Annotated in this window: 16 protein-coding genes; 5 read left to right on the plus strand and 11 right to left on the minus strand. The window is 49.0% G+C overall.

Annotated features, from left to right (window positions below; genetic code table 11):
• Positions 1 to 96: 96 nt before the first annotated feature.
• The 5 genes from C558_RS0102140 to C558_RS0102160 form a co-directional block, all read right to left on the minus strand.
• Positions 97 to 1,386, minus strand: a complete 1,290-nt coding sequence (locus tag C558_RS0102140) for an MFS transporter (RefSeq protein ID WP_018754569.1) — start codon at positions 1,384 to 1,386, stop codon at positions 97 to 99.
• Between the two features lie 102 nt (positions 1,387 to 1,488).
• Positions 1,489 to 3,804 (minus strand): FkbM family methyltransferase, encoded by a 2,316-nt coding sequence (locus C558_RS32310; RefSeq protein WP_018754570.1) that lies wholly within the window; start codon positions 3,802 to 3,804, stop codon positions 1,489 to 1,491.
• Entirely contained in the window at positions 3,791 to 4,864 is a 1,074-nt protein-coding gene (locus tag C558_RS0102150; RefSeq protein WP_018754571.1) for a tetratricopeptide repeat-containing glycosyltransferase family 2 protein, read from the minus strand. Before C558_RS0102150 ends, C558_RS32310 begins: the two co-directional genes overlap by 14 nt.
• A 175-nt stretch (positions 4,865 to 5,039) precedes the next feature.
• Entirely contained in the window at positions 5,040 to 5,336 is a 297-nt protein-coding gene (locus C558_RS34570; protein ID WP_018754572.1) for a hypothetical protein, read from the minus strand.
• A 316-nt stretch (positions 5,337 to 5,652) separates the two neighbouring features.
• Positions 5,653 to 6,204: a GNAT family N-acetyltransferase gene (locus C558_RS0102160; RefSeq protein ID WP_018754573.1), complete on the minus strand. Its 552-nt coding sequence runs from the start codon at positions 6,202 to 6,204 to the stop codon at positions 5,653 to 5,655.
• 218 nt (positions 6,205 to 6,422) lie between these two features.
• Between C558_RS0102160 and C558_RS0102165 the strand changes: the two genes are divergently transcribed.
• Entirely contained in the window at positions 6,423 to 8,150 is a 1,728-nt protein-coding gene (locus tag C558_RS0102165) for an ABC transporter ATP-binding protein (RefSeq protein ID WP_018754574.1), read from the plus strand.
• Positions 8,147 to 10,012: an ABC transporter ATP-binding protein gene (locus tag C558_RS0102170; protein ID WP_018754575.1), complete on the plus strand. Its 1,866-nt coding sequence runs from the start codon at positions 8,147 to 8,149 to the stop codon at positions 10,010 to 10,012. Before C558_RS0102165 ends, C558_RS0102170 begins: the two co-directional genes overlap by 4 nt.
• Positions 10,013 to 10,064: 52 nt before the next feature.
• Here C558_RS0102170 and C558_RS32315 read toward each other — a convergent pair whose 3' ends face one another.
• From C558_RS32315 to C558_RS0102185, 3 genes are all read right to left on the minus strand, one after another.
• Entirely contained in the window at positions 10,065 to 11,744 is a 1,680-nt protein-coding gene (locus tag C558_RS32315) for a DUF4179 domain-containing protein (protein WP_018754576.1), read from the minus strand.
• Positions 11,717 to 12,295, minus strand: coding sequence for an RNA polymerase sigma factor (locus C558_RS0102180; protein ID WP_245583714.1), 579 nt, complete (start codon positions 12,293 to 12,295; stop codon positions 11,717 to 11,719). Before C558_RS0102180 ends, C558_RS32315 begins: the two co-directional genes overlap by 28 nt.
• A 268-nt stretch (positions 12,296 to 12,563) precedes the next feature.
• On the minus strand, positions 12,564 to 13,817 hold the full coding sequence (locus C558_RS0102185) for a DUF438 domain-containing protein (protein WP_018754578.1): 1,254 nt from the start codon (positions 13,815 to 13,817) through the stop codon (positions 12,564 to 12,566).
• Positions 13,818 to 14,036: 219 nt separating this feature from the next.
• Here C558_RS0102185 and pepT point away from each other — a divergent pair, with 219 nt between their 5' ends.
• Entirely contained in the window at positions 14,037 to 15,293 is a 1,257-nt protein-coding gene (pepT, locus tag C558_RS0102190) for a peptidase T (protein ID WP_018754579.1), read from the plus strand.
• 57 nt (positions 15,294 to 15,350) lie between these two features.
• A complete protein-coding gene (locus C558_RS30195; protein WP_018754580.1) occupies positions 15,351 to 15,728 on the plus strand; it encodes a hypothetical protein in 378 nt (125 codons plus the stop codon).
• Between the two features lie 126 nt (positions 15,729 to 15,854).
• Here the strand turns inward: C558_RS30195 and C558_RS0102200 are convergent, their stop codons facing one another.
• A complete protein-coding gene (locus tag C558_RS0102200) occupies positions 15,855 to 18,005 on the minus strand; it encodes a YhgE/Pip domain-containing protein (RefSeq protein ID WP_018754581.1) in 2,151 nt (716 codons plus the stop codon).
• 168 nt (positions 18,006 to 18,173) lie between these two features.
• Between C558_RS0102200 and C558_RS0102205 the strand changes: the two genes are divergently transcribed.
• A complete protein-coding gene (locus C558_RS0102205) occupies positions 18,174 to 18,698 on the plus strand; it encodes a putative ABC transporter permease (protein WP_018754582.1) in 525 nt (174 codons plus the stop codon).
• 484 nt (positions 18,699 to 19,182) lie between these two features.
• Here the strand turns inward: C558_RS0102205 and C558_RS0102210 are convergent, their stop codons facing one another.
• Both C558_RS0102210 and helD read right to left on the minus strand, forming a co-directional pair.
• Positions 19,183 to 19,851, minus strand: a complete 669-nt coding sequence (locus C558_RS0102210) for a hypothetical protein (RefSeq protein ID WP_018754583.1) — start codon at positions 19,849 to 19,851, stop codon at positions 19,183 to 19,185.
• A 516-nt stretch (positions 19,852 to 20,367) separates the two neighbouring features.
• A complete protein-coding gene (gene helD, locus C558_RS0102215; protein WP_018754584.1) occupies positions 20,368 to 22,737 on the minus strand; it encodes an RNA polymerase recycling motor HelD in 2,370 nt (789 codons plus the stop codon).
• Positions 22,738 to 23,024 lie beyond the last annotated feature (287 nt).

Raw genomic sequence — 23,024 nt, forward strand, 5'->3', positions numbered from 1 at the left:
TTGTCAAAGACCGCCTTCCGGGAAGGCGGTCTTTCGTATGTTCAACAAGCGACTTGTCTTGTGTGAAAACGGATATAGGAACGTGGTGTTGCGGCATTATTTCGATGCCGTGGGTAGGCGTGGAACATTGCGGGACTTCGCTAATTCAGACTTGCGCTCTCTGAACATGAAGTAATACAAGGCCGAAGCGCAGATATAGAGCGCGCCCGTCATGCAGAAGGTCACGACGTACCCCCAATACTTGCCGTAGGTGCTGAGCAGGTGCGATTGCACAGGACCCATCGTAGCCCAGCCGAGCATGAAGGCGGTCTGCGTCATGGAGTTCGCGATGCCGCGCCGTGCATCTGAGATGCGATCCACCATAATCGATGATTGAATCGGATTCGCGGCGTTCATCAGTGCTTGCCGGAATAAGAAGCTGATGCAAGCAACGAGGAAGATATTCGTGAAGCCTGTGAGCAGCAAGAACGGTAGAGACAGCATCTGGAAGTAGACGACCGCGCGCACTTGTCCCACACGCTGTGCCAGGTACGGTCCAATCAGCATCGATATGATCGTCATCACTTGTCCGAGGGAGATGAGGATACCGACGGCGGTCAGGGATACGGCGAATCGATTGGTGAAATAGAGATTCAAATAAGGCACGACGAGCCCAGAGCCAAATCCGACGAGTAGTTGGGCGGTGGTAAATTTGCTGATCGTTTTCCAATCTCCACGCGGAGCGGGTGGAACTGCAACCGAGGCAGACGGATCTGGCTTCATGGCAGCCTGCTGCTTCACGGAATCCTTGACCAACAGAAGCGGGATAAAGGCAAGGCAGCTCGCAACGCCACCAGTCAAGAGTGCAATCTGTAAACTAGAGATCTTACTGACTCCCGCAGTTTGGAGTACGTCAGCCCAGAGTCCTCCGCCGATGCTGCCAACAACTTGTGCTGCGAGAACCATCGAAGAGTAGTAGCTGAACAGCTTGAGCCGATGCTCTTTGCCCGCATTCTCAGCGAGGAAAGGGATCGCGATAATCTGGAAGAAAGCCATGAACAATCCGGCAGATACGGCATAAATCATGAGTGCCGACTCCCCGCTTGCGAAGGCGCGGCCCATGAAGCTGATCCCCGTGAATAGAGCGCCGATGATCAATAGCGACTTACGGCTTGTACGATCACTTATGAGACCGATCGGAATAAAGATAAGCGCTGTAGCTAAGGATTGAACACTGACAATCGTCCCGTTCATATCATCTTGATAACCCAGCGCTTGAATATATAAATTGTATAGAACACTGAACATGCCCGTGCCGATCTGAAATAAGATATTGGCGATGAAGAATAGGCGGATGTTACGATTCCACGCGTTCCAGGTCGTCGTAACGTTCTGAATAAGTTGCATGAAGTGATCCTCCGATAGTCCATGTTAGTTATTTCCATCATAACAAGACGGAAGGAGGATGCATAGTTAAAAATAAATGAGAATAACTAGCTTGCTCGGACGTTATGTTGTTAGATTGCAGCGATGCTCCGGAATCGCGATATAATCATTCTGATACCCCGTCGGATCGGGTTCATCGAGCGTCACCATTTCCCCTGTCCAAGGCTGAATTTTGAACCATTGGTAATGAGGTAACAACGTCATGATGGCATGCAGATTATAGCGGGCATAGCTGTGGTATTCCAGGAAAATGACTGGCTTCGATTGCCTGATCGTATCGAGTGCTCCACAAATGACCTCGAATTCATGGCCTTGCGTATCGATTTTCATGACCTGCACACGTTTCTTCGCTGCCTGATCTAGTTGTTGATCGAGTGTCGTGATGTTCACTTGAACACGTTCCACGGCGTTCCCCATCTCGGAATGATATAGAATCCCTGACATGCCTCGATTGTAGCAGGAATCATCCTGCATATAGAAATCGATCTTTCCCTTCGTATTCCCGACAGCCAGCTCAAAAGCTTGAACATGGTTAAAAGCATTCAATTGAATACTCTCCTCAAGCTGCTGATACAACGATGGGTGTGGCTCGAAGCATAGGCATGTCGCCTCAGGGAACTCGCTTGCAAGATAGAACGTATGATAGCCAATGTTCGCACCAATATCGATAAATACACCGTCAGGCTGCTGCATATATTCACATATTTTGCGAATAAGGAAGGGCTCCCAGCTCCCTTGTGCACACAGCGTTTCTTCAATAAACCCAGGCAGTTTCAACGCCAATGTAAAGAGTTCTCCTCGACCATTCAATAGATCGACTTCGACTTCAGGGCCGAGCGATTCAAGGACGGATGGCTCCTCCGGAGATAAGCTAGGCTTATCTTCTTCAACAACGGGCGGGGCAGAAGTATTTGCGGTCATGCTTCTGAGTTCATTCTCGAGGAGCTCTTTGTTGCTCAGGATGTATTGATCTAGCGGACTAAAGGCCCGTGCAGCCTCGTTATGCGCGTAGGATTGGGCAAGATTGCCGAGCCGATAGTTGATGACACAGAGTTGGAGATGCGGCAGCCAAGTACGGCATGCTTCATATTCTGGATCATCATTGTTGTCAGAGATGGAGATTTGATCGATGTTCAGAGCCAGTTCATACCAGAACCTTGCTTGATTCAGATCGTTTCTCTTCAAATATTGATATCCGAGCCGGCAGCAGAACTCCGCACGAGGCGCATCAAGCTCAAAGGCTTGGTAGACATAATTCCGTTCCATATCTAGGTTACTGAACTCATAATAGGTGTGCGCAAGACGCCCGCAGGCAGCTAACTTCTCATCCGTAGTAGCAAATACAGAATGAAGCACTTGCAGGTCGCCGGGCTCATTCATATATTGATGAATGGCGTGTTGATAGAGCTCCAGATAACGCTCTGCCATTGAGGTGCTGGAATAATGTTGTTCCACGTAATCACGCAGTGATTCTGGGGAAGGGAAGCAGCTCTTACGCAGGCGATCTTGCATCTCAGCGATGGATCGGCAGATCAGTTCAGGCATGCCTGTGAGTACTTCGGGTACCGCCCCGTTCGCTAGAGCCAGGACGGGTGTCCCGCAAGCCATCGCTTCAATCATGACGAGACCGAAGGCTTCCTCACAACAAGTCGGGAATAACATGCATTTCGCTTGTTGCAACAGACGAATGCGATCTTCTCCGCCGACCTCGCCAATATATTGTAAATTCGGATTCCGCTTAAGGCGGGGCTCGATATATGTCGTGTAGTAGCTTGAATCAAAGATGGGACCCGCAATAATGAGTCGATGCCCGGTGCTCTCCGCCATGTCAATGGCTTGCAATATCCCTTTGTGCCAGCTGAGCACGCCCAAGTACAGCAAGTAATCCTGCTTCACAGCAGGGTCGGCTAGCGGATAGTCATCGATAGGAAGACCGTTGTAGGCATATTCGCCTTGATCGGTGCCCGCGACGAGACGGGAGTGTTGACTAACGTAGACAGGGAAATCCACGGGGTTATGGACGGTAGCATGGAAGGTACAGAGTGTCGGGACGGGCAGCCGTGTCATGCCGACGGCGGATTTATGCGTGTGGTCATGGATAATATCAATAGAGGAAGGCAGCGTCCGGGCGACGAATGCAGCGATCGACTGCGGATTCGCATCGGTATGTTCGTAGGCAATCAGATTGGCTTGCGTCTTGCTCCCAGCAGGGGCATAGAGATAGACTTCATGTCCATCTGCGACTAGCGCTTCGGTCAAGGAATGAACGACGCGTTCTATACCGCCGTATTTTAGCGGGGGGACCGGGTAATAATCGGGAGCGACTTGGACAATGCGCAATTTCTTGCGAGTCGGGGCAGGGGGGCTAATTGTGGACATAGAGATCCTCCAAAATGGCTTTGTTATTCCGAATACTCTCATCATTCGGCCGATAATGCCTTGCCACCTCATTATGGTCATAAGAAAGTTCGAAGTTACCGAGGCGATAATAACAGACACATAGCTGAACGTGGGGAATCCAAGTCCAGTAGGCATCATCGAAAAATCCAAGGCTCTCAGGCTTTGTTAATTTGGTGGCTAAGGTATACCAGAATACGGCTTGCGTGAGCTCGTCATGGTGTAGCTTGTATGCGCCTAGACGACAGCAAGCTTCTGCGCGCGGCGGGGCATAATCGAATGATTTCCAGAGCATTTGAAGCTCAAGTTGCTCTTCATTGCGTTGATGATAAATGTCAGCGAGCTTCAGGCAAGAAGAGATGTTGTCCTCAATCCAACCGGCTCCCGTATCTAGAAATTGATGGTATTGTTGTGCGGCAAGCTCATATCGCTGATGATCCACCAGCTCATTGGCATAGTAGTACATATCCCGAGGGGAGAATTGCTCTCCTCGTGCCAGCCGATTCTCAAAAATTCGAATATTGCGATCCGAGTGCTGATGCACGCGGCAATGGGTGATGATCACGTCACTATTCAACGTCTTGCCATGAACAGCCAAATATTCATGAACGGGACCGTGCCACTGGAAGTTGCAATGTCGCTGCACGAGCCGATTTCTTCGAAGTTCGACAGTGACGTTGCCATGATCGTCAAAAGCGTAGTGATAGATCATCGTGACGGAGTGGATGTCGTCATCTAACGATTGTTTGAGCTGCAGGAGCTTCTGACGATCTGCTTCGAGCAGTACATCATCTGCATCTAGCCATAGAATATGGCTCATGGTGGCTTGTTGGAAGGCAAAATTGCGGGCAGCCGCGAAATCATCAATCCATTCGAAATCGAAGATGCGGTCCGTGTACTGGCGAACAATGTCCTTTGTTCCGTCCGTTGAGCCGGTGTCGACAATATTGATTTCATCGGCAATGCCGAGGACGGATTCCAGACAGTTGCCGATGGTCGACGCCTCATTTTTCACAATCATACAAAGACTGATCGTTATCATACAGTCCTCCTTTTTGTGCACATAGGCATTGGTTTGTATAACATATATATTCCGGCTCAAGGAAATGGGTTAATGCTGGGATAGGTTTAATATGTAAAAAAGAGCCACAGGTTGCGGCTCTCAGTAATCCAGCGAGTTGAAGTGACATTTGTGCCTGTCGGTCCCGTTGTTCCAGTCACACCTGAGGGCCCGTCGATCCAGTCGGCCCAGCAACACCGGTCATCCCCATAACCCCTGTGGGTCCTGCCGGTCCCGCGGGACCTGTTCCGCCCATCGGCCCTATTGGCCCTTGCGGTCCCGCTAGACCTTGATCACCGACGGGGCCGGTTGATCCTATGTCCCCCGTCGGCCCTTGCGGCCCGGTTACCCCCGTTGGTCCTGTCGGTCCAGCTCGACTTTGGCTAGAGGGTCCTGTGGATTCTGGTACTTCCGTTTGTTCAATAATATTCTTTTCTGTTTTTAATTCGATCACAACGGTTGGAGATCGCCTTGGTTTGTGTTTCTTTTTAGGTTTGTGTATCTTCGGGCTTAATGGAACAGTGCGATCTGCTCCTTTTCGATTTTTCGGTTTGCTCGGACGAATGTGTATCACCACCCGTATAGTAAAATGTAGGATTTTAGAAAACGGAAAGACAGGTAAACGGCCTAGATAAAACCTCCTATTCAATATATTCAGGCTATTTGCCGCGGTGATAGATACCAGTCTAATATGACAAAAGACCCGTGAGCACGAGCTTGTCACGTGATCGTGTGACAAACGGATACTCCGGGTCTTTTGGATAGGATGATTAGAGGGTAGGTAAATGCTGTTCGAAGCAATGGAAACCATTCGGATGCGTACCTTGGTGCACATAGCCGAGGCTGCTGTAGAATTGGTAGAGGGTCTCGTTGGTTGCAATGCAATCCAGGCGAATGCGATCTTTACCCTCGAAGTGTATGCCGTTCGCTGCCCACCGCATCATAGCTTCGCCGAGTCCTGTTCCCGCATAATCCCGATTAATCGCCAGTCGATGAAGATAGATTGCTGTGTTGTGATCGTCTACGGTATCCCATAGCTCTAGATCCCAAGGGCTTGGTGTTGTGAGAAGGATGACGACACCTGCCAGCTTATTCACCTCGACATCTCTGAAAATAAACACATCGCCCCGCGCAATGGCATCAGAGGTGCCATGGACATCTTCACCCGTGAGCAGTCCGCTCCATTGGGTGGATCCTTTACTTTGCAGCCAAGAGGCTGTCTGGCGCAGCAATTCGGTAACAGACTCGGAATCCGCTGGTCTCGCTTGCTCTGCCTGAATTCGTTCGCGAACCCAAGTCTCTTTAATAGTGAATCGGCTCATATCATTTGCTCCCTCTCTCACGAAAAATTCTCTAACGGTTGGAATAGAATATAGAAGCAGTATACAACCTATATAATATTTTTTAAATCTTCATGTCCAATTTATTTCCAAATAAGTGTGTGGGATTGTTGGTTGACATGAAAATATTTACGTGTATATAATTAGACCATCTAATAAATAGAATAACGAAATATTGTGGATCTAGGAGATGACCATGCATGCTCAAGTTGTTTCGATTTCTGAAGCCGTTCTGGCTTCCCATTGTGTTTGTGCTGATGCTCGTGTTCCTGCAGTCTCTATCTGAATTGTACCTGCCAACCTTGATGGCGGACATTGTGGATACGGGTATTGTTAAAGGTGATACGAATTACATTATGAGCATAGGCGGATTCATGCTGCTCGTTGCTGCGGGCGGAGGTTTATGTGCGATTGCGGCTAGTTATTTATCGGCGCGCGTTGCGTCGGGGTATGGCCGTCAGCTGCGCAGCAGAGTGTTTAAGCATGTCGAGAATTTCTCATTGCAGGAGTTCGACAAAATTGGTACGGCTTCGCTTATTACGCGGACGACGAATGATATTACGCAAGTTCAGACGGTGCTCGTGATGATTCTGCGTATGATGGTGATGGCGCCGATGATGTGTATCGGGGGGCTGATTATGGCCATTTCCAAAGATGCGCATTTAACTTGGGTGCTCGCCATAGTTATTCCAATCTTAGCCCTAGCCATCTTCGCAGTTGCGAGTCGCGGGATTCCTTTGTTCAAAGCGATGCAGAAGAAGCTCGACCGCTTGAACCTTGTACTGCGTGAAGGATTGACAGGGATTAGGGTTATTCGTTCCTTCAACCGGATCAACTTTGAGAAGGAACGCTTCCGCGATGCGAACGCGGACTTAACGAATACGGCGATCCGTGTCAATCGGATCATGGCTTTTCTGATGCCAGTTATGATGATTGTCATGAACTTCTCGTCGATTGCAATTATCTGGTTCGGAAGTAAACGTATCGACACGGGGCATATGGCAGTCGGCGATTTGATGGCGTTCCTGCAATATGCGATGCAGATTATGTTCTCGCTATTGATGGTATCGATGATGTTCGTCTTGATACCACGGGCTTCGGCATCCGCAGCACGGATTAATGAAGTGCTCGATATGAAGCCGGAGATCGAAGATCCTGCGCAAGGTAGAAGCACCGATGGACGTCGTGGATATATCGAATTTAATGATGTCACGTTCAGTTATCCAGGGGCCGAGCAGCCAGCATTATCGAATCTGTCTTTCCGTGCAGCTCCAGGGCAAGTAACTGCGATCATTGGCGGAACAGGTTCAGGGAAATCAACGCTGCTAAGTCTAATGCCGCGGTTCTATGATGTCGATAGCGGGGCTGTGGTGATCGATGGGGTAGATGTGAAGCAACTGACTCAAAGCGAGTTGCGTTCGAAGATCGGATTTGTGCCGCAGAAAGCCGTGCTCTTCACAGGAACCATCGCCGAGAACATTCGTTACGGAAAAGAGGATGCGACGGATGAAGAGGTGCGGCATGCCGCTGCTATTGCACAAGCGAGTGATTTTATAGGTGAGATGACCGATGGTTACGATTCCTTGATTGCACAGGGCGGGACGAACGTATCGGGCGGTCAGAAACAACGGCTTGCAATTGCACGCGCACTGGTTCGCAGACCAGAGATTTATTTGTTCGATGACAGTTTCTCCGCATTAGACTTCAAGACCGATGCGAAGTTACGGGCTGCGCTTCGTGGGGAGACGACGGAGTCAACGGTACTTATCGTGGCTCAGCGGGTCAGTACAGTCATGGATGCCGACCAGATTATTGTGCTTGAAGAAGGACGCATTGCAGGCATCGGTACGCATCGTGAGCTCTTGGATACGTCGGATGTCTATCGTGAAATTGTATCCTCACAGCTGTCAGAGGAGGAGATCGCATGAGTAAGGAAACTCAAGGCCAGAAGCATGGCGGACACGGCCCGATGGGTGGCGGTATGGGCATGGGTATGCCCGTACAGAAAGCCAAAAATTTCAAAGGCACATTAAAACGATTGATAGGATATATGGCTCCACGTAAATATCAGTTGATTGCGGTATTGATCACGGCGATCTTGAGTACGGTCTTCAGCATTGTCAGCCCGAAAATCATGGGGAATGCAACGACCAAATTGTTCGAAGGACTGATGGGCAAATTAAACCACGTACCGGGTGCTTCGATTGATTTCACGTATATCGGGGACATTCTATTCATCTTGGCAGGCCTTTATATTGTGAGTGCTGCGTTCTCCTATTTGCAGCAATATATTATGGCGGGTGTGTCGCAGAAAATCGTATTTGATATGCGGGCACAAGTGAATGATAAGTTAGCGCGGCTGCCGCTCAAATATTTTGATGGTCGCACGCATGGTGAGATTCTAAGCCGGGTTACGAATGATATCGATAATATTAGTACAACGCTGCAGCAAAGTTTGACGCAGCTCATTACGTCGATCATTACGATTATTGGGGTCATTGTGATGATGCTGACGATTAGCCCGCTGCTGACGCTCATTACGGTCATTACGCTGCCGCTCAGCTTCTTGGTAACGATCATGATCGCGAAGCGGTCACAGGTCTATTTTGCAGGACAGCAGAAATCGCTGGGTGAACTCAACGGTCACGTCGAAGAAATGTACACCGGGCATCGCATTGTCAAAGCTTTCGGACGCGAAGAGAAGTCCCTAGCGAAATTTGAGGAAATAAACGAGGGGTTGTACCGCTCAGGATGGCGCGCCCAATTTATTTCCGGGATTATCATGCCGCTGATGAGCTTTATCACGAACATTGGTTATGTGCTGGTCTGCGTGGTCGGCGGGGTGCTGGTGACCAAGAAATCCATCGAAATCGGGGATATTCAGGCCTTCATTCAATATGCTAGACAATTCGGACAACCGATTGCTCAGACGGCGAATATCGCGAATATTATCCAGTCGACGATTGCTTCGGCGGAGCGGGTATTCGAGGTGCTGGATGAAGAAGAAGAGGTGCCGGAAGTGGCGAAGCCAACGCTTGTCAATGAACCGAAAGGTTTCGTGAAATTCGAGCATGTGAAATTCGGTTATAAGGCGGATGAAGTACTGATCGAGGACATGAACATCGATGTGTTGCCAGGGCAGACGATTGCGATTGTAGGTCCGACGGGCGCAGGGAAGACGACGCTCATCAACTTGCTCATGCGCTTCTATGAAATCAATGATGGCAAGATCACGATCGACGGTGTGGATATTCGGGATATGAAACGTGGCGATCTGCGCGGGATGTTCGGAATGGTGCTGCAGGATACGTGGCTGTTCAACGGGACAATCCGCGACAATATTGCTTACGGTCGAGAAGGTGCGTCCGAGCATGAGATCATTCGTGCTGCAAAAGCAGCGCATGCGGATTTCTTCATTCGTACGCTGCCGGACGGATACAATACGGTGCTGAATGAAGAAGCATCGAATATCTCGCAAGGGCAGAAACAGCTCCTCACGATTGCTCGGGCCATTCTTGCCGATCCAGCGATTCTGATCCTGGATGAAGCGACAAGTAGCGTGGATACGCGGACGGAAGTCTATATTCAACGGGCGATGAAGGAATTGATGAATGGCCGCACGAGCTTCGTAATTGCCCATCGTCTGTCGACGATTCGCGATGCAGATCTTATTCTAGTGATGAATCATGGTACCGTTATTGAACAAGGGAACCATGATGAGCTGATCGCACAGGGCGGCTTCTATGCGGATCTGTACAACAGTCAATTTACAGGCAAGTCGATTAGTTAGATAGGTGTTAGTATGCGAAAAAGGCTGCCGTAGGGCAGCCTTTTTTTGCGTGTTACGGTTGAATTTGGATCTCAGCTTCACGGCTCGGATCATGATAGAGGTAGATGCCCGGGTTGATTTCGATCGTGGAATCGCGTGGGATATCTTTGTAGCGTTCCACTTTTTTGCCGATGGCGTTCGGCCCTGCAGGACGGTATTCTGGGAGAATCTGGTTGTCATTACCCTTAAGCCGCAGGACGCTCTGGCTGATCAGATAAAAAACGGGTGAAGGAGAGCTTGACTCGACGATGAGGTCTTCTCCATCGCGATAGTAAGTATATTGAATGTCGAAGCCTTCCGGCATACGGACGGAGGCTTGCTGCTTCTCTTCCCTCGGTGTCTGCAGCGTGATCCAATTGCGGGAGGTATCCCTCTTGTCAACGATCGGTTTCTTCAGGATCAGCTTCATCGGTACGCCGGACCAGTCTTGGTACCATCCTGGAGTTTCAAAACCGAAGTACTCCCCAGTTAGCTCGTTACGTTCATTTGTGATGGGTGAGACCCATCCTTTGATGGTCTGATCGCCGACTTTCAGCGTAATGTCTTTGAAAGAGACGTCTCCGATCTTGATCCATCGGTCGCGGCCAGTCATGGTCCGTTCGAATGGGATTTGGATGCTGAGCGGTGCGACGACAAGTTTCTGTAGTGAAATCGCGGAATGTTCTAACAGCTTAGCATCCGGCGTTAACGGCTGGGTGTAGATCTCTTCGCTCGCTTTCTTGCCATCGACGGCAAAATGGAAATCCCAAGTACCGTCGTAACGTTGTGCCTCAGCGAGGTACGAAACATTCCAAACAGCAGATTTCAGCTGCTCGTCGTTCAGTTGATATACATTTTCCAAGAGCATTTCATTTCCCTCCGAAGGGAGAAGGGTTCGGGACACCGTGTTAACCCGCTGACCCTGCAGTGACAACTCTAATCTGGGGTCATTTCTGCTCGCTTGCTCCATCGGTTCGGCTGTTGCGATGGTGTAGCGAATGGCCACTTTGCCTTGATCTCGAATGATCGACTGCACAGTGATTGAAAGATATGGCTTCGATGGCAGGTCCAGCTTCTCATTCAACTTACCGTTCCAGGGGACGGGTACAGACTCCGTCTGGTAGAAAATCAGGTCCTTGGCGCTTAAATGATAGTCCTTCTGCTTCGACTTCAAGGTATCATTCAGCGTGTACATGCCGAGCAGCTTGCCACTGTCTTTGTCTTTGCTGAAATAGCCGTGAATTGGCTTTGCTTTTTGTCCATATTCAGATAAGGTTGTGCTGTCAAAATCAATGACTTCGTACTTCGGCATATTTGGTATATCGAGCGAGACGAGGATTTTCATCTGATCATTGTCCGTTACGACCCCATGCAGGTTCATGGTGACGCCCTGCTGTGTCTCCCGAAGATCATATTGCTGCCCGATTCCGTTCTTCAGCGCCGAATGTACGGTCTGCGTGCCGAATAGATTGCTCCAATTGATCTTTACGTCTGCGAAGACGGGGACAGATACCGTCAGGCAGCAGGCAATGACGATGGCGGCGGGCGCCCATTTGCGTGTAACTGTTCTTCGCGTATTGGATGGGTCCGCATGACGGGCTTTATGGGCTGCAACCTTCCGTTCAATATTGGCCCACATCGTCTCATAATCGGGTGATTGTTCATCATTTTTTTTAAGCCGTTCTTTTATTTCGTTTTCACGGATGGGGTACATGTCCATGCATCTCCTTCGCTTATGAGATTAGGGGCGTCCTTCATGAAGCTGCGCAGCATCTGTAATCCACGATTGACCCGGGATTTCACCGTGCCCTCGGGGACCCGGAGTACTTGCGCCGTCTCGGCGATGCTCATATCGTTCCCGATTCGGAGCACGACTGCAACGCGCAGCTTGTCGGGCAGCTTGCTAAGTATGGCACTGAATTCGTCTGCGATCTCGACCTGCTCGTAGTGCTCCTCGATTTTCATCGATGGGCGGGTTAGGGAGAGCAGGAAGGATAGCTTCTCTTTGCGCTTCCCATTTAGTCGGCGCTTCAATACCGTGTTGCACTCGTTCACAGCGATTCGCATTAGCCAAGGTTTGATGTCCCTTATTGCGGTGCGATCTACGGTCATGGCTTTGAAGAACACTTCTTGGCAGACGTCCTCAGCATCCGCCTGCTGCTGAAGCATATGCCTGCATAGCCGATAGACTTGTTCTTTGTACGTCTCGAACATTTCCCGATCGTTCAAGGCCTCGAGCACCTCCTCGTTCAGTGTGAGTTTCATAGGCTAAGACCATTAAGGTGTCAAAAAGGTTCCCTAGCAGATAAATGATGAAGCGACGAGCGGCGTGGATAAGCGGACTGAAGTATAGATCAACGTGTGATGAAGGAACTCATGAATGGCCGCATCGGCTTCACGATTGCCCATCGCCTGTCCACGATTCGAGAAGCAGATCTGATGATGTATTGATCGAGGATCACTATTATATGTTTAATTATAAAGGGACTGCTCTTTGTCGACATCATCGACTTCAGGGCAGTCCCTTGATCTATTATGAGAGAATCCGTTTTTGACCATCAAGTTCGCGTATAGGCGCAATATTTTGCGTGAATTCCAACGTCCCTTGATAGGTTCCTGCATCATCACGTACAGCGAAGTACCGGATCAAGACGAACTTATCCTGAAAAGGAATCCAGAAATCTTCGACATCTTTGGTTCCAGCTTTAAATTCTTCTAATAGCTGATTGACCACGTGAACGCTTTGCGGTGGATGGCAGTTCTGAACCGTACGACCGATGACGGCTTTGGTGCGTGCGAATATTCTCTCTTTGCCATGGGAGAAATACCGAACGACATCGTCCTGATCGATAAAAGTAATATCAACAGGCAAGTGGTTCATCATCAGCTCCAACTGCTTAACGGATAAGATTCCTGTCTCGAGTCGAATGAATCCATCGGAAGCAGGAGAAGGTTCATCTCCTTCGGATGGAGCACCTTCAAGTGGGTGGCGAGTCGGCTTCCATTCTGCAGTCGGGGCGATCAAGCAGAATCCGATTTCTGCACTTTCCTGCGCGATTTTAAGCCATTCATCTTCGGTTAGTGTCTCAAGAGCCATAGGGAATAGGATGTTCTCTTCTTTCGTAATCATTTGAATGACTTCTTGTATTGCAAGTTTGAGTGAAGCAATAACCGCTTGTTTGTCTCCGTTATATGCAAATAGCTGCTCGCGTGTATCTTTGATGATACGTCGGATTTTATCGTCAACGCCCCACATGACTTTAGAGGGCCCGGTAATCCCGTATTGTTCGAGATAAGGGAATAATAAATTTTCTTTACGACTGTAATGTTTGTCAACGTCCAATAATAGATTGAGATCCTCAATTAGTTTGAAGATGTGATCTTTAGAATCATCTTTCTGAAATTGCTCCAGGTGTAGTTCAATCTTGAATTGAACAAGCCATTCAAGTTCTTTATTCTCTAGCTTGAAGGTATGAATAGGATGTCCGGGTTGTTCTTCGGGCCGATCGGAACGGTGAATCTCATCAATGGATCCATCGAAGATTGAAGCATGCACAGAGCAGAGGCGTTGTACCTCCGATACAGGGATCCCATCTTCTTTCATCAAGGCTTCTTCCAATTGCGAAATTTCGGCGACGCTAATATGTCCGACGGCTTGCTTGAAACGTTCGCGAACCTCTTCTTCAGGTGCGCCTTGATGCAGCTCGTGGATGATGTCCTTTAGTAGTTGTTGGCGTTCGGATGCAGTCTTCGCCTGTTGTTCACGATTGTTTATCATTTCACTCATCGGAATACCCTCCCAGTGTTGAGAATGTCATTGGCTCTGACCCTACAATAACAAAGGAAGTGGAAGCGAGGTTTGATTCAAATCACATTTTGAAAAAAACTTCGAAATTGCTAGTGGGCAGCCTTTAATGCGGTACAGATTAATGCTCCCAAGAAGTGGTATGATAAGGATATTACGGTTTGGAGTTTGTGTAATGAAATGAGAGGAGATCGATACATAATGAATTTAGCACATTTAAAGTCCGAAATGATGGAACGGTTTATTTCTTACGTGAAGGTCGACACACAGTCGAATGAGGACAGCACGACCTGTCCTTCGACGCCGGGACAGCTTACTCTTGCAAACCAACTGGTCGATGAATTGAAGCAGATTGGTATGGAGGACGTGACGATCGACGAGAACGGTTATGTCATGGCGACACTCCCATCGAACTCGGATCACGATGTGACGACGATTGGGTTCCTAGCTCATGTGGATACGGCAACAGATTTTACAGGTGCTGGTGTCAATCCGCAGATTATCGAGCGTTATGAGGGCGGGGACATTGTCTTAAACAAAGAGCTGAAGGTGATCCTCTCGCCAACCAAGTTCCCAGAACTGGGCAACTACCACGGGCACACGGTGATTACGACGGATGGGACAACCCTGCTTGGCGCTGATGATAAAGCCGGCATTGCCGAGATTATGACAGCGATGGCGTATCTGATCCAGCATCCAGAAATTAAGCGCGGTAAGGTTCGGGTTGCCTTCACACCGGATGAAGAAATCGGCAGAGGTCCTGACAAATTTGATGTAGCAGCCTTTGGCGCGACCTATGCGTATACGATGGACGGCGGCCCACTAGGCGAGCTGGAATTTGAGAGCTTCAATGCAGCAGCGGCGAAGATTACGGTTAAAGGCTCGAATGTCCACCCCGGTACGGCCAAAGGGAAGATGATCAACTCGGCCAAAATCGCAATGGACATCCATGCACGACTGCCCCAAGAGCAAGCGCCGGAACATACGGAAGGCTACGAAGGCTTCTACCATCTGAGCTCTTTCCAAGGCGATGTGGAACAGTCCAAATTGAGCTATATTATACGGGATTTCGATACCGAGCAATTTGAGGCGAAAAAAGAAAAGCTGGCGGAGATCGTGAGCGAATTCCAAGACAAGTATGGTGCGGACAACGTGATTCTTGAGATGCGCGACCAATACTACAACATGCGGAATAAAATCGAGCCCGTGAAACATATCGTAGATATTGCCCATCAAGCGATGGAGTCGCTCGGAATCACGCCGATTGTCATTCCAATTCGGGGTGGTACGGACGGCTCGCAGCTATCCTATATGGGATTGCCGACACCGAACATTTTCGCAGGCGGAGAGAACTTCCACGGGAAATTCGAATATGTGTCCGCAGACAATATGATTAAAGCGACAGAAGTGATTGTCGACATTATACAGCGGTTCGAGCAGCAAGCAGATAAGCAATAGATCAAGGGACCCGTTCATTTGTGTGGGGGGATAGATATCCGTTGGGGAAAGAGTGAGTTGTCACTAATCGTTCTCACGATAGTCATCCTGTTATGGGGTGTTGGCTGCGGCAAGCAGGTAGAACCAGAGCCGGAGTCCATCTCGAATTCATGGGCTTTTGAACTTATTCGTTGGCATGATGTGACCTACCGACTTACCGATGAGGTAGTAGAGTCTATTGGAGAGCCCATTGGAGTTGTAGAAACGTACGCATTGGATGAGCTGGCGAGCACGGATGAAGGCGTTTTTTCAAATGCTTTCATCGTTGGCACTCGAATCTATTCGATCGATCAAGTCAGTACCGAGGATGCGATTGCGGTCGAGCAGGACGGGAAGTGGGTTCGATTATTCAATACGGAGAAATTCGGATGGAAACTCCCAGAGAAAAGATCGTGATATGTTTAAAAAAGGCTGCCGCAGGCGAAGGATTATTTTCGCGATGCGGCAGCCTATTTAATTTCGGGTCCTTCGCAACACTGAATCACTTCGAAGGTAAAGCAACACGTTGTGGGGTTATTTTCGTTAGTGGATCAACTTACTCTTTTTCGCCTTCTGAACCATGCCTGCGCTGATCTTATTAATTGGTGTTTTCAATGCGAGACCCAGGATAAGCGCGATCCCAGCAAAGATCAGCAGCATCCAGAAATCCATCTGGACGATGTCCCAGAGAATGCCGCCTGTTGCCTCGCGCATCATGCTGATCGCATAGGTGAACGGGAGGAACGGGTGGATCACTTGGAAGAAATGCGGCGTGACTTGAATAGGGAAGGTGCCGCCTGCCCCAGCTAATTGCAAGACGAGCAGGACAATGGACATCGCCTTGCCGACATTGCCGAAGATGGAGACCAGGGTATAGACGATCAGCATGAAAATGATGCTGAGGAACACCCCGAACAGCACGAACCATAGCTTCTCGCGAACGAAGACGCCGAGGAGGTAAATATCCCCGAGCGTGTCGATTAACGATTGTAGAATCGCGATGGTCATGAAGGTTAAGTATCGACCGAAATAGATTTGATAGCCGCGGAATTCGACGCCTTCATGGTGTACCTCGACAGAGAGCAACGAGACGAGCAGCAGCGCACCAACCCAGAGAGATAATGTGGTGAAGAAGGGCGACATCCCTGAGCCGTAATTCGGAATGGGAAAAAGCTTGTTCTCTTTCAGCACGACAGGCTTCGCGAAGAAGGAGCTCTCCTTCTCGAAATTGTTCTGCAGCAGGTCGATAATTTCTTCAATATTGCCATTCTTCTCGAAGTCTCGAATTGTATTCGCAATTTGGGTAATCTTGGATTTAATCATCGGCAGATCTGCGGTGACGACCTTAATCCCTTGATTACCGAAGGTGAGTCCTTTATTTGCATCATTGAGCAGTTTCTCAATATCCGGCACACGGGCGGATGCTTGCCCCAGTATTGTATGAATCTGATCGGTCGATTGTTTGGCTTGTTTCACGGTGTTCACGATGTTCGGAGTAATCTCGGTATCGAAACGATCGATGAGATCGCGTAGATCTGTGGCTGCCCCATCAGACAAGGTGTTCAACCGGTTGAGTAACGTATCGGATACGGCTTCCCCACGACTAACAGCGGATTGAATTTCTTTAACGGTCGAGGCTTGTTTTTCGAAATTATCATGGATGCGCTGGAGCCGAGCGATCGTCCTGTTGAATAGCTTGCCACGCGAGATTTGGTTCAACTGTTCGAACCAGGATTGCGCACCGCTTGCCAGACGAGCGGCCCCATCAAGACGGGACGCAGCGTGCTGAAGCGCTAGATTGACGGCAGAAGGGCCTGCCGTAGTATCTTTCAGTACGCCGGTTAGATCTTTTGTTGCTAACGCAGCTTGCAGTAGAGAATTGAGGTCTTGTTTGACAAAAGGAGCAGCCGCTTCAATGCCTTTCTGGCTATAATCAAGCAGTTCGCTCACATTCTGGCTGAACTGTTTGCCTTTCTGCGCTACATCGGCGAGGATCGGCAGACTGTGCTGCGATTCTTTGACAATGCTCTGCGCGGTCTCGACGTCCTGGAGCGCAACTTTCAAGATGCGCTCCAATTCAGGGAAACCCTTCTCAACCTTAAAGACAAGGTCGCGCACCTTCTCAATCGTGGGCAGCTCTTTGTGGAGCTTGACGCCAATTTCATTGAATTTCTTGAAGATCGCTTTATTCGCTTCTTTCACGAAGTTGGAGCTAACCTCTTGAATGATGGAGGATGCGCCGCTTGATGTGATTTTGGGTGCGATGGCATTGATCTTTTCATTGACGTAATAGTCAATCTCCGCTTTGATCGGCTCCTTGGATAGGACGGTGGCAATGCGGGCGGAGAACGATTTGGGGATGATGATGCTCGCATAGTAATCGCCATGCTCCGTACCGGAAATGGCTTTCTTCGTATCGACGAATTCCCACCCAATCTGATGATTCTCTCGTAAGGAGGCGATGACTTCTTCACCAATGTTGATGGGCTTGTCCATGATCGTAGCGCCTTGATCATCATTGGAGACGGCCACCTTAATTCCCTTGGTATTCCCATAAGGATCCCAGGAGGCTTCAATATTGAACCAAGCGTAGAGCGAGGGTAATATAATGAGCCCCAAAATCATCACACCCGCTGCCCAATTTGTGCATATATGACGCAAATCTGTTCCGTAGATTAGAAATATTCGGCGCATAAGTCCCCCGTTTTCCATGGTATGGCATCATTTCTCATGAGTTCAGTTTAAATCTTACGGGTGGGCTTTATGCATGATGTAGGAAATCAGTTCGCCGAAAGGATATTTTTGGAAAAATATCGCATACTAAACTAACTTTAATGATAGAGAGTGACGGTGTGCGTTCAAATGGTGAATGTTGCGGAGATATTCTTTTATTTTATCGGCTATGCCTTTGGTGGATGGTTGCTGGAGAATGTGTATAGCTGGGTGACGACAGGGGTGTTCTTCAAGGAAGGGTTCCTCTATGGTCCGCTGAAGCCGATGTATGGATTCGCGCCAGTACTTATTGTGTATTCGATGAATGAATCGACGCATTGGAGCTTCTTGCTGCTACTATGCCTCATCATTCCTACAGTGATCGAATATGCGAGTGGCGTGCTGCTGGAGCGATTGTTTCATCAACGTTACTGGGACTACAGACATCTGCCGCTGCAGCTGCAAGGACATATTTGTATGTCGTTTTCGATTTGTTGGGTGCTCTTATCACTGGTTGTGGTTGTCGTGCTGCATCCATTATTTCAAACGCTGTATTCGCATGTATCGGTTGTGTGGGGTACACTCTGGCCAATGTTCGCGCTAATCTTGCTGGCAGATCTTGTAGTGACTGTGCGGAATCGCAGTCGAGCGGTGCATGGGCATCAGCCGGTGTAGTGAGGTGTAGGGTGCTTGTGATATGCGTATCTGTTAGTTGAAGTGTGCTCAGGTAAGGGTTCGGATACAAAGGTGCTGGCCGGATGCCGGATGCAATAGGTGATTAACTCAGTTGTCTACCGACCGCTGTCATGAAGCACCACCGCGCGCTGGGAGCTGCGCGCAGTGCGAGATGTGTGCACTAGTGAGCCTATCATGGAGTTTCGCACTAACTTTGGGCTGAAATGTCCCTGTTGTACTGCTATGTTGGATTATTGTAGGATAAGGTGCCGATTCTGTTCGTTATTGGCGTGTTATAGCAAAAGTTACTGCAAGAATCCAGGATAGACGGCACGTTAGATGAAAATAAGTTCCTATCCTGTATGAAATACAGGATAGGATGGCGCTAGATAGCGCAGTAAGCTTGAACTCGCTGTTTCAACAAGAAGGGCTAACCTAAGATAGTTAAAATAAGGGAGAGCAGGAAGAGGACAAGCTCCTCCTACTATAGGAGTTGCTCTAGCGCGCTTTCTTGTATTTCATAATAACGCATGGTTTGACCTCTGGAGGAGGGCGATAGCAACCCTTTATCGGTGAGCGATTGAAGGTGCTTGCGCGAGGTGCGATAATCAAACCCCCAAGCATGACTCACGTCCTTAGGTCGAATGGGTCTGCCGAGCTGCCATGCGAGGTGGAGAATTTCTTTCTCTACTCTGGTTACCTTATCGATCGGGTTGTTGCGCAGTGAATAGGGTCCGATCGCAAGTTGCAGCAATGTGCGGCAAATCTCCGGGTGCTGCTGCACATCGTCGAATGAGAAGTGGATCATCCGCCATCCTAATCCCGTAAGGAATGTGTCACGGTTCAGAGCGTAGCTAAATCTCTCGCGATCCATATCTTTGACATGACTCTGGTAGCCGTCACATTCAATACCGAATCGTCCAAACGGGGTGATAAAGGCAAAGTCAAGAAAATGCGACTTACGCTTCCAATCATAGACTTCGTATTCTGGATGCAAATGATCGAAATTCCCGAAGAGCGGCCACCATATATTTTGGAGCACCAGCTTCTCGGCATATTGATGCCCACGGATTAATCTCCCTTTCCGTTCACCTGTGCGATTTTCAATGTGTTGGCGCAGAAATGCTTGGTGCGCTTGTTCAAATAAGCTCAATTTATTCGCCTCCTTCATGGAAATGCATACAAAAAAAGAACGTCCATCTGCCTTCCGGCTATGGACGTTCTTCGTCTGTTTATATTTTACTGGGTGGATGAAGCGCAGTCCAGCCTAAATTCGAGATGGGCACTTGTGCTGCGTGTCCATCATGGAATTTTGCATTAATTTGTGCCATATGCGACCACTGAGATCATCTATCGTGGATTCCTGCAGTAACTTTGAGTGATTTCCTTAGAAATACGACTCATTCCTGACTCTATAATGCAGGAATACATGATAGGTGGCCATATGCATGAATTTCGGCTTCTATCCTGTATGAAATACAACATAGACCACGCAGCAGAAGTGTATGGTGCGAGTTGGCGCAGGGGATAGGGTCCAGATCCATCGACGCTGATGCTCAGTACCTTTTCGGTAAGTTCAAATCCCCCGGCACCACTTCAACGGGTAAGCGAAAGTGATGCCCCTACCTTGAATTCTACGCGATTGCCAGAATGGCTGCCAGTTAAGGACCTACATGTTCGCCTTCTCCACCACATACGTCGATGCATCCACCTCAGCAACAAATGGACTCACATCCCCAATTGCATAGAGATGAAGCTCATGCATCGCTCGTGTACACGCTGTGTAGAACAGCTTCCGTTCACGCTCATGCGCATATTGTGCAGCTGAGGCGTTGTATAGAATAACAGCGTCGAATTCCATCCCTTTGGCAAGGTAGGAAGGGATGACGACAGTCCCACCTTCGAAGGCCGCCGTCTCTTTGTCAATCAGGCGAAGCGGCGTATGCGCATGCAGTGTATCGTAAGCTTCTTGGCATTCCGCCACGGTCTTGCCGATGATGGCGATGCTATTCAAGCCTTCCGCTTGAAGTGCAGCAATTCGTCCGGTGATGTGATCTGCAAGATCTTCTACGCCTGCAGCATAGGTCAGTGTCGGTAAGCGACCATCACGATTGAACGGTTCAATCTGCTCGCCGCCTGGAATCATGCCTTGCGTGAACTCGGCAATCGGACGTGTTGAACGATAGCTGCGCTTCAGCACATGCGTCTCGGTATGCTCAGGCTCGAACAACGCCATCAGCGAGGCGAAGCCCCCTGCATCTGCGGCATGTGTATAGATCGTCTGATTGAGATCGCCAAGCGCTGTAATCTTGGCGAACGGGAACAGCTGCTTCAAGAAGGCGAACTGGAACGGCGAATAGTCCTGCGCTTCATCAATAAATACATGGCGAATCGAAGTATTCGCGTGGAAGCCTTGCAGTAATTCCTTTAGATATAAATACGGCGTCGCATCTTCATATGACAGCTTGGATTCTTCGAGCCCCGCTAACGTATGCTCACAGATGAGATCCCACTGTGCTGAAGAGATATCAGCATTGCTCGCTTTCAGACGACCAACCCATTGTTCGTCACGGAATATCTGACGATAGACGGCAGGAATGTCAATGAAATGGAGAAGCTTCACGTGCCGGCGAAGCTTCTTAAACCGATCTTGGACGATCATAGTCGCAAGCGCGTCACGTTCCCGATCATAGTCATCGAAGGATTCCGCCGTGTACTGCTTTTTCTGGCGCAAGCGTTCGAAGGCCTCGGCATAGGCGTCTTTATCAAGTAATTCAATAGCCTCTTCGACCCAGCGTTTCTTCTTCTCTCGTTTCATCAGCTGCGTTAACTCACGGAGCAGAGACTCTGCGACGAGCTTCATCCGATTCGGAATGCGCATGGAATGGTCGAGTGCATAGAATTGATCTGCAATCGATTCGGCGGAGATGAGTTCCCGCCCGCGGAATCGGATCGGTTTGAACTTCATACCAGCTTGCTTCAAACCATCGGCATATTGCTCGATGAATGTCATATAGGAAGCTGATGTCTTATATCGAATGCTTGCGAGACGCGCTTGATCCTGCGGAGCATCGGTAGCATTTAGCGTATATTCCAATTGCTCGAATGGATCTTCAATCTGGAAGGACCCTGATAGACGTTTCTCCAGATATTGCTGGAACGTCGTCTGCTGCATATTATTCTCGCCAAGCTCCGGCAGGACGGTTGAGACATAGCTGTTGAACAGCGGATTCGGTGAGAATAGCACGATCTGCTCACTGCTCAGCGTGTTCCGGTACCGGTATAACAAATATGCGACACGTTGCAGAGCAGCGGAGGTCTTGCCGCTCCCGGCAGCACCCTGTACGACGAGAAGCCGGCTCCGCTCATTACGGATAATCCGATTCTGCTCCTGTTGTATCGTCGCGACAATCGTCTTCATCTGATTGTCGGCATGTTTGCCGAGTACCTCTTGCAGCAGTTCGTCACCGATCGTTACACCGGTATTGAATAGACTGCGGATCGTGCCATTTCGAATAATGAATTGCCTCTTTAGGTCCATAACGCCGCGGATTGTACCGCTCGGTGTCTCATATTCCGCAGGACCTGGAGGGTAGTCGTAATACAGACTGGAGACAGGAGCGCGCCAATCATAGATCAGATATTGTTCACCGCTGGAATCGAGCAGGGAAGCAATGCCGAGATAGATCTGCTCCGTGTGAGGATCACCGTCCTCGGTAAAGTCAATGCGTCCAAAATAAGGCGATTGCTGCAGCTTCGTCAGTGTCTTAAGCTGCTCGCGTGCATGACGGTGCGTCGATTCTCGTTCGAAGAGCACCTCAGCTTGCTGCTTCATGCTCGCAAACGTCTCCGCCGCTTCCGCGGAATCCTCGAAATTGACCGTGACATCATCCCAGAAATTTTTGCGAATGTCGACGATTTCGTCCCTGGCGTGCAGCACCTGCTCCTGCAGCTTCGCGATTCGTTGATCGATTTCGGTGACGACCTGCTGGACACGGTCTTGTTCCTGCTGCTGCCAATCTTGCTCTGCTGTACCCATTCGATTCACTCCTTTGGTTCTATAATTGTGGAAATCCCATGTTGACAGTCCCTAATTCGCTATGCTATAATTAATTTAGAAAAGACTGTGAACGGAACGTAAACTCATAAAAATAAAACGTTGCTCTCCATTTTAACATGGGGATTTTTTTAGTTCAACCTATATTTTGTGAGACCTTGTATTGTTAGGATGAGTCACGCAAAGAGTATAATTCTCTTTGCGTGACTCATTTTTTATTTATATTAATTATATAGTTCATGGATTAATCCTCCTAATTTACAATTGCT

Source organism: Paenibacillus terrigena DSM 21567 (genome assembly GCF_000374845.1).
Lineage (GTDB): Bacteria > Bacillota > Bacilli > Paenibacillales > Paenibacillaceae > Paenibacillus_K > Paenibacillus_K terrigena.